Genomic DNA, 5,794 nt, shown 5'->3' on the forward strand with positions numbered 1-5,794 from the left:
GCGAGCGACGGCGGCGCCGCCGACACCATGGAGCCGGCTCCAGATGGCTCTGCCTGCTCCGTCGCAGCCGCCGCGGCCGAGCGGTGCGCACCGATGACGCCTCCGGAAAGGCGCGCACTCGGGACGTACTCGGCCGGCGCGTCGCGATGCACCGGCGTCGCCAGCGACGGCAGCGGGGCCTTATCCTCGTGTTCGGGCGTCTTCACGCGCTTGCGCGCGATGCGCATGCGTTTCGCGTCGTAGGGATTCAATCCGCCGCGCACGTCGACGAACCAGGTCGCGGCAGCGAGATCGAGCCAGCCGCGTCCTCGCCGTTCGATGTCGAACAGCGGGGAGAGCATGATCACCAGCACGGGACCGATGACCGGGACGATGAACGAGGCGTAGGCGACGAGGAAGCGGACCACGGCTCCGCGCCAGAAACCGGGGCGCTCGAGGGTCCGGACGTTCACCGAGCGGATGCCGCAGATCGCCTTGCCGAGCGTCACTCCCTTGCGTCCGTGCAGGACGAGCTGGACGACGACAAAGGCGATCATCAGGCCCTGCGATACGGCTGCCGCGACGACGAGCCACACCAGGTCACCGCGGGCGAAGAACTTCTCGGCGTCGAACTGCCCTGCGACCACCTGCGCGAGAACCGGGGTGAGCGCGATGATGGCCGGGAGCGCGATGAGCACGGCCACCGTCCACTCGATCAGCGCGGACAGCACGCGCGGCCCTCGCCCTGCTGTGCGGAGCCCGAGGGCCTCCGCATACGCAGGATCCGGGCGTCCGTGCGCGTCGAGCCCCTCGACCTCGGGAGCGTGGTCGTCGATCTCCCAGATCACTCCTGCTCTCCCTCGACCTCGTCGACGGCGTGCGCGGTGTCGAGCAACGGCAGATCGCTCTTGCCGACCAGTCGCGACGCGATCACGTGCTCCACCAGGCGCGCACGTCTGTTGGTCGCGAAGCTGCGTTGTCCGCCGCGCATACCAGGCACACCGATCCGGTCGAACTTGTCACACACGTTGTCGAGCTTGCGGTTGAAGCGGGTGACGGTCCAGCCGAGGCGCTCCGCGGCCTTCGCTGACGTCGGGATCTCGCTCATGCCCGTGCCGTCCCTGCGCAACTGCGGCTCCGCCAGCGCGAGGATGAGGAGCTTCTGGCTGAGGGTCAACGGGACGTCGCCGATCGTGGAGGCACCCCCGTCGTCGTGCTCGCGCCTGGTCGCACGGAACGTCGGCTCCGCCGCGTGCAAGGTGAGTTCGTAGGTCGTCGGTCCTGCGCTGAACACGACGGTCGTGGTCTCGAAGACCAGCGGAAGGCGGGCACCGGGAGCGAGCCAGGCCTGCACGCCACCGGCCGAATCGGTCACGGTCGCCGTGAGTCGCGTGCCGACGTTCGACAGCCACCACAACCCGTCGGCGTCGGTGATCTCCAGGAAGTGCCGGTGCAGGAACAGGTTGTCGTCGAGCTCGAGGTCTCCCTCGCGCCCGACGATGAACCGCCCGCCCCGACGGACCGGGAAGTACTCCCCCGCGAACTCGACGGTCACGCCGCCTTCACCACTCACTCCACGCACCCCCGCACGGTCTCGGACGCGCGCCCGTCGTCGCGTCGCAGCATCACATCGATGCAGACGGTCCCCGCCGCGGCGGGCACCGTGGCGGTCGGATCCGGCGTCTGCTGGGGATCGACCTCGCCCGAGACCTCCACCGGGGTCCAGATGTAAGAATCGCCGTCGAGCGGGCTCGGGTTCGTCCAGGTGAAGACCACCTGTTCGCCCTGTCGCGTCCCGGCGAGCTCCGTCACCTTCGGCACCACATCCGTTCCGACGTCCTTCGGATCGACGGCTTCCGCGGTCTCCTGCGGTTCGGGCGCGATACCCGCGACCAGGAGGTTGAGTCCGACGATGCCGCCGATCACGAGCACGACTCCCGCGGCGGCGAGGGTGATCCACAGCCCCTTCCGACTGCGGGGCGGCTCGGGTGCGACCGGGGCCTCGACGGGGACTCCGGGAACCATCGTCGGCGGCACGGCGGCGTCCGGGGCCACGACCATCGGCGCACGGGCGATGGTCCGGTCGTCGGCGCCTGGCACGGTCGGAGGTGCAGGAACGGGAGACGGCGTACGCAGCTGCGTCTGCTCGACGGCCGCTTCCTGGGCGGCCGGCGCGTCGAAGCGCGGCACCCCCTGCAGCGCGGCCGGAGGCTCCTTCCGCTGCGTCGTCGCCGACGGACGGGTGAACGAGGCCATGTCGGGATCGATGCTGACGATCTCCCGCACCCGGGTGAGACCGTCGCCGTCGTCGTCGAGGTCTTCCGCCGGCGGGTGATCGTCGACGATGTCGATCGGGGTCACCGAGTGGGAGAGCTCGATCTGCACCTTCTGCAGCGCTCGCGCGAACGCCACGGCGCTCGGGAAGCGATCGTCGGGATTCTTCGCCATCGAGCGCTCGAGGAGTCGTTGCAGGCTCTCCGGGGAGTCCGGCCGCTTCAGAGACGGCAGGGCGGCGCGCTCGATGCGCTCGATGAGGTCGGCGCTGGAGTTCCGCTCCCCGGGGCGCTCGAACGGCGATCGTCCGGCGAGCAGGGTGTACAGCGTCGCCCCCAGCGCCCACACGTCCGTGCGCGGCCCGCTCTGGGGCGGCTCGGCGAACGACTCCGGTGGCGACCACGGGATCGACATGCCCGACGCCTCACCCGTCGCGCCCGTCGTCGACGCGATGCCGAAATCGGTGAGCGCCGGCCGGTTGTACTCGGTGACGAGGATGTTGGCGGGCTTGATGTCGCGGTGCAGCACGCCTGCGCGGTGCGCCGTCTCGACGGCGCCGGCCACCTGCACGCCAACCCGGAGAGCCTCGGCGACGGAGAACGGGTCCTTCCGCGCGCGCAGCTGGAGGTTCGGCCGCGGGCAGTACTCCATCACCAGATAGGGGCGCCCGTCGCCGGCGACCCCGGCCTGGTAGATCGTGACGATCGCGGGGTGCGTCGAGAGCATGGCCATGACGTTCGCCTCATCGGCGAACTCCTGCGCGGCGCCGCTCGAGATGCGATCGGCGAGCAGGACCTTCACCGCGACGCGGCGGCGAGGCATCTCCTGCTCGTAGAGGAACACGTCGGCGAAGCCACCGGTGCCCAACGGCTCCACATAGGTGAAGCCGGGAAGATCCGGCGGCGGCGACGGGCGACGCGTCACGGGAGATCCTCGAAGGCGACGGTCACGCCGTCGCCGAGGTCGACGACATCGCCGGAGAGCACCAGCGTCTGCTCCCCGGGGTGCAGCCGCACGGGGTCGGCGCCCGGGCGCAGGAGCGTGGACCCGTTGGTGGTGTGCAGGTCGATGACCACCACCGTGTCGCCTTCCGGCCTGACCTCGAGATGGCTGCGTGAGATGTCCTGCTGGGGGCTCTCGACGGCGATCAGGTGCGGGAGGTTCGCCCCGCTCGCACGTGTCGACCGCGGCCGGCGCCCGATGATCACGGTGCGGTCGAGGGCGGCCACCTGACCGGTGGAGAGCCGGATGCGGCCGACCGAGGCCACGGCCGGTGCCGGCGCGACATCGAGTACCTCCGTCGGCGCGTCGTTCGCGACCGGCGGCTGCTGGCGGAGAGCACGGAGGTCCGCTGCCGAGACGGTGGCGCCGTCGTGGTCGCCCTCGACGGGGACCGGCACCACCGGTGCCGCCCCGCCGACCGAGTGCACGGTGGCACCCCACAGCTGGTCGAAGTCGTCGTCGACCGGTGGCGCGAGCGTCACCTCCGTGGGCGGCAGGAAGGCGTCTTCGATGAGGGGAAGCGGCTCCTCGGCCTCGGGCTCCGGATCGGGTTCGGGCTCGGGTTCGGGCTCGGGATCGGGCTCGGGCTCCGGCTTCGCCTCGGGCTCCGGCTTCGCTTCGGGGTCCGACACGACCGGCTCGGCGGCGACGGCCTCGGGCAGGCCCGGTTCCGAGGGCACGGTGCCGACCACGGGCGACGGCCCGAGCACGGAGGTGAGCGGATCGGCGTCGCTCGGTTCGAGCTCGGCGCTCACGGCCGCGGCACGCACGATGCCGCTCTGCACGGGCAGACCGTCGGCGTCGGTGGGGGCCTCGACCGTGATCTCGATCTTCGACGCACCGCTGAGGAATCGCTCGTTCCAGGTCGTGACCTCAGCGCCGGACAGCTCGAACGAGTCGGTCGGGGTCGCGACCTGGGCGGAGACCGTGCCTCGCAGCGCGATGCGCACATCGGCACCTTCGGCGACCGCGGCGACGAAGGACGGCAGCGAGGTGAACGAGCCTCCCGCGTGTGCGGTGAGCACATCGACGACCGTCGCGAGCGTCTTCTCCTCCGGCATCCGCTCCCACAGCCGCGCGACGACATCGCCCGGGACGTCGGGGGGCAGCGCGACGAGCGCTCCCGGGATGACGATCAGGTACCACTGTCCCGGTCGGTAGATGGTCTGCATCAGCGAACCCCTCCTGCTGCGGCTTCTCGTGGACGTGTGTCCTGGTCGATGTCCGTGTCGGTGGCCATCAGCGTGCCCGGCCGTGAGGCGACGGAGACGGCATCGACGACGAGGACGGTGATGTTGTCCCTGCCCCCGGCGCTGACGGCCTCGTCGACGAGCACATCAGCGGCCCGCTGCGGATCCGACTCGGCGTTCAGAACCTCGCGGATGCGCGCGTCCGGCACCTCGGAGGTGAGCCCGTCGGAGCACACCAGGATGCGGTCGCCCAGTTCTGCGGGGAACATCCAGTAGTCGGCGTCTCCTGTGCTGCTCGCGCCGATGGCCCGGGTGATGATGTTGCGGCGTCGATCGGAGACGGCGTCCTCGGTCGTGAGCTCGCCCGACTCGATCAGCTCCTGCACCACGGAGTGGTCGACGCTGATCTGCTCGAGCTCGCCGTCGGCGAAGCGGTAGGTTCGCGAGTCTCCGATGTTGAGCGCGAGCCAATACCCCATGCCGTCGACGGACGCGATCACCACTCCGCTGAGAGTGGTCCCCGCGCGGCCGTTGCCGGACGTGGACAGCTCCTCCACGCTCTCCCTCGAGAGCGACAGCGCGTGGCGGACATCGTCGAGCACGAGCGCCGAACGTCCGATGTACCGCGCGAACTCGGCGATCACGGCGGCGCTCGCGCGCTCCCCGGCCTCGTGGCCACCCATTCCGTCGGCGACCAGGAAGATCGGAGCGGCCGCCAGATGTGCGTCCTCGTTCAGCGCACGCCGAAGCCCCGGATGCGTCGCGGATCCGGTCGAGACGATCAGTCCCGGCCTCACGCGTAGCCGCCGATCGTGACGATGCGGTCGCCGATCTCGATGGCGTCGCCCAGACGCACGGGCACGCGCTGCCCCGCGGGGCAGGCGATCCGCTGTCCTGCGCGCACGATGGTCATGCCGTTCGTGGAATGGCGATCCATCACCCACCCGCCCGACGTCTCCGCTGCGGCCTCGAAGTGCGTCTTCGAGAGGGAGAGCGTCTCGTCGCGCACAGGGACGAGCGTGGCTCCCTCTTCCGGAGCAGGGTTGCGCCCGAACACCGTGCGTCGTGAGACGGATACTCGCGTGCCGTCATCCCAGGTGAAGACGAGGCGATGCCCCGGAACACTGATCCTGGTGTCCTCGAGATCGTCCTCCTCGACGACCGCCGAGGAGGCAGCCGCCGGAGCAGCCGAGGCGTCCGGGACAGGCGCGGCTGCCGGCACCGGGGGCACGGGCGGCGCAGGCGGTGCGACGGGAGCCACCGGGTGCTGCTGGATGGTCGCGTCGATCTCGGGTTCGGGCTCCACCGCCGGCGCGGACCGCACGGGGGCGTCCTGCGTGATGCCGGGG

General features: G+C 70.8%; 5 protein-coding genes and 1 pseudogene. All 6 read right to left on the reverse strand.

What is annotated here, in order from left to right; genetic code table 11:
- A partial coding sequence (locus B2869_RS17330; RefSeq protein ID WP_292769286.1) for an RDD family protein occupies positions 1–827 on the reverse strand: 827 nt, incomplete at its 3' end.
- On the reverse strand, positions 824–1,552 hold the full coding sequence (locus B2869_RS17335) for a hypothetical protein (RefSeq protein ID WP_414683283.1): 729 nt from the start codon (positions 1,550–1,552) through the stop codon (positions 824–826). The genes B2869_RS17335 and B2869_RS17330, both read right to left, overlap by 4 nt.
- Positions 1,549–3,177 (reverse strand): serine/threonine-protein kinase, encoded by a 1,629-nt coding sequence (locus B2869_RS17340; RefSeq protein WP_292769289.1) that lies wholly within the window; start codon positions 3,175–3,177, stop codon positions 1,549–1,551. Before B2869_RS17340 ends, B2869_RS17335 begins: the two co-directional genes overlap by 4 nt.
- Entirely contained in the window at positions 3,174–4,427 is a 1,254-nt protein-coding gene (locus tag B2869_RS17345) for an FHA domain-containing protein (protein ID WP_292769292.1), read from the reverse strand. The genes B2869_RS17340 and B2869_RS17345 overlap by 4 nt, the downstream gene beginning before the upstream one ends.
- Positions 4,427–5,242 (reverse strand): PP2C family protein-serine/threonine phosphatase, encoded by an 816-nt coding sequence (locus B2869_RS17350; RefSeq protein WP_021198482.1) that lies wholly within the window; start codon positions 5,240–5,242, stop codon positions 4,427–4,429. Before B2869_RS17350 ends, B2869_RS17345 begins: the two co-directional genes overlap by 1 nt.
- Positions 5,239–5,794 (reverse strand): annotated as a pseudogene (locus tag B2869_RS17355) (hypothetical protein); the annotation flags it as partial. The gene B2869_RS17350 and the pseudogene B2869_RS17355, both read right to left, overlap by 4 nt.

Source organism: Microbacterium sp. UBA3486, assembly GCF_002377845.1.
Lineage (GTDB): Bacteria > Actinomycetota > Actinomycetes > Actinomycetales > Microbacteriaceae > Microbacterium > Microbacterium maritypicum_A.